This is a genomic window from Moorena sp. SIO2C4 (assembly GCF_010672485.1).
GTDB classification, from domain to species: domain Bacteria; phylum Cyanobacteriota; class Cyanobacteriia; order Cyanobacteriales; family Coleofasciculaceae; genus Moorena; species Moorena producens.
Genome location: NZ_JAAHGN010001024.1, coordinates 1 through 2,705 on the forward strand (window position 1 = coordinate 1; position 2,705 = coordinate 2,705).

The 2,705-nt window shown below is 43.8% G+C and carries 3 protein-coding genes; 1 reads left to right on the plus strand and 2 read right to left on the minus strand.

The genetic code is table 11. From position 1 onward, the window contains the following. On the plus strand, positions 1–788 hold a 788-nt coding region (locus F6K20_RS33090), incomplete at its 5' end, for an alpha/beta hydrolase family protein (RefSeq protein ID WP_287297585.1). A gap of 126 nt (positions 789–914) precedes the next feature. Here F6K20_RS33090 and F6K20_RS33095 read toward each other — a convergent pair. Both F6K20_RS33095 and F6K20_RS33100 read right to left on the minus strand, forming a co-directional pair. Beyond that, complete coding sequence (locus F6K20_RS33095) at positions 915–2,003, minus strand: RNA-guided endonuclease InsQ/TnpB family protein (protein WP_287264024.1); 1,089 nt, start codon at positions 2,001–2,003, stop codon at positions 915–917. After that, entirely contained in the window at positions 1,906–2,376 is a 471-nt protein-coding gene (locus F6K20_RS33100) for an IS607 family transposase (RefSeq protein ID WP_008191518.1), read from the minus strand. The genes F6K20_RS33095 and F6K20_RS33100 overlap by 98 nt, the downstream gene beginning before the upstream one ends. Positions 2,377–2,705 lie beyond the last annotated feature (329 nt).

Consider the following 2,705-nt stretch of genomic DNA (forward strand, 5'->3'; position numbering starts at 1 on the left):
CTCGAATAAAATACTCCTTTAGCCTCTCTAGTGCTATTTTTCTGAGTCTCGGAACTGCAGAAATAGCCACTGCTGCCACTTTCAGTGATGCACCCATTTTTTCTGAAGTTGATAGCTTCAGTACTACCATTACAACCAATGGCAATCCGGCAGACATTTACTTTCCAGTTGTATCTAGGACTAGCAAGGAATTATTTCCCACTACCATCCTCTTGCCAGGTGGATTGGTAGACAAATCCTTCTACTCTAGTTTTGCGACTCAGGTTGCTAGCTACGGCTTTGTGGTTGTCGTTCCTAACAATAGGGTATCTCTACCCCAGTTTAATTTTGAAGGATTGCTTCCTGAAGCTTCGCAAATTAACTCGATTTTCGACTTTATTATTGCAGAAAGCGAGAATTATAATTCCCAGCTTGCGGGTATTGTGGATACCGAGAAGCTAGGTTTACTCGGTCATTCCCAAGGGGGGGCAGTCGGTTTAACCGCGATTGAAGATTCCTGTATTTTTCCCCTCTGTTTGGATGATTTTAATCGTCCAGAAGCACTTATGGCCGGTGCTTTCTACGGTACAAATCGATTCGATCCCTTCTTAATGGAATTTGTTCCTACGGCTAATGATGGCATTCCTGTGGCCTTAGTTCAAGGAAGCCTCGATGCTCGGGCAACCCCTGAGGAAGCTTTGGGGACTTTTGAGTTAATCCAAGATCCTCCCAAAGCATTGATTACCGTTGCAGGTGCCAATCACTTTAGTATTACTAATGTTAATAATCCGATACTTTTTGGCTACTAAAGTCTACTAGCGCAGACTTTAGTTCACCAATGCAAGCTGCTCTCGCAGCCAGGGTGTATCTACCAAAGCCCTCAGGAATATCCCGCGAGCGCCATTGATGTCCCGTTCGCGAAGCGTGACCAAAGGTCAATCCATAGACCGGCCATCAATCTTTGACCTAATGGTCTTACTGCCGCCGATGTTTACCATTTCTCCTGTCCAGCTCACAGTCTTGGAGGTATAGGCTTCACAGACATCTACTACTGTTTTCCCAGTTTCGGAAGCTTTGTGTTTTAAAAACTCCTTGAATCTGAAGTGGGATAAAGTGAGTAGGTTTCGGACTGTCTTTGATCTGATTTTCCTTTTTCCTTTTTTTGACATTTCAGATGTCTCAAAGGTCGGAAGTAATATCACATCAAATTTATCTACCAAGAATCTAGCAGCTTTATGATGGAGTTCATTTATTAGGTTTTGAATTCTGAGAACAATCCGCCTGGCAGCTTTTCTCATTCGTCGTTTTTGATTCCTCTTGGCCTTACTTATTTTTGAGATTAAGTTATCAAGATGAGCGCAAAGCCTTTGAATCCGAGAAAAGTCACCGTGACCAATCTTGCCTGTAGAATTTTCACTCTTAAATGTCAGGAAGGTTCTAACTCCGGGGTCTATCGCGACTACCCTACCTTGGTTTTCGGCTTTTATTTGAGTAGTCTGATGGGGGACTGTTAAGTAGTAGTCCCCATTATTACTAGTCAATCTACAATCTCCCCTGTTCTCAGGCAAAGTCTCAGCAAAAGTTAATCCTCCCAGTTTAGTGTGATAAATGCCTTTGACTGAGACTGCTGATTTGGGGATGTAGCAAGACTGAATTGGGTTTTTCCTAGAGCGAAACCTAACCCGATTACTTTTTCCAGTCTTTTGGTATTTTTTCTTGGCCTCCCTAACAGCGGTGCAAGCATCCTTTATCGCTATCGATTTAATTTGATAAGGTACTTCCTTACACCACTCGGGAAGGTTATTTAATATGCCAGTTTTAATGGCTTTCCAATTAGCTTTTACTTTACTATTCTGAAGTATCTTGACGGTCTTGTTGAAGACGTAACGAGACACTCCAAACCACTTTCGGACAATCGATCTCTGATCAGCACTTAGGAATATCCTGATCTTCTTTGATTTTTGTCCCGTACTTTCGGAGTCCGTGGACTCGGCAAGAGAAGACGTGAATGATGGAGAGAAGATCTGCGGTAAGTTCTGATTCTGGACAACTTTTAGGTTGGTCGAGAACCAAGATTTTTCCACCGTTGTATCCGACCAAGTACTCAAACAGTTCAAAACCGAATCTGGTGAGCCGGTCTCTACAGGTAACAACAATCGTGAGCTGACATCCCTGCATAAGTCGTTCCAATATGGCTCTAAGTCCTTTCCTTTTGTAGTTAAGTCCTGAGCCGATGTCTTTGATGATTTCTGCTTCCGGGAAGAGCGAGTGCATGTACGCGACTTGCCTGACGAGGTCATCTTTTTGCTTGGAGCTACTGACCCGGCAATAACAGATGGTAGCTGGTTTTGGGGGTTGTCGTTTCCCCAAAGTGGCAAGGCTAACTGTACAAAACATCCTGTATCCGCTGGGGGTTCGTTAGCATCTGATCGTGCCATTGTCTGCGTACTTCCTTAGAGTGGTTTGAGAGAGTCCCGTAAGTTCGACCGCCTTACGGAGAGGTACTAATGCCATGACTAAAGTCTATGACTTTTCCATAGACTTTACTAGATATTGTGATACTTATTGTAACTGTCCACTAACCCCCTGGTGCGCGACCTGATTTTAGCAATCCCACTCTAGCTCAGGATGAAGCGATTGAAACCATTGCCCGTTGGAGTGCTTTGTTCTTGCGCGCTAATCTTCTAGATGATGCCAACGCTTTTGAGTTTGTATTCGATACAGGG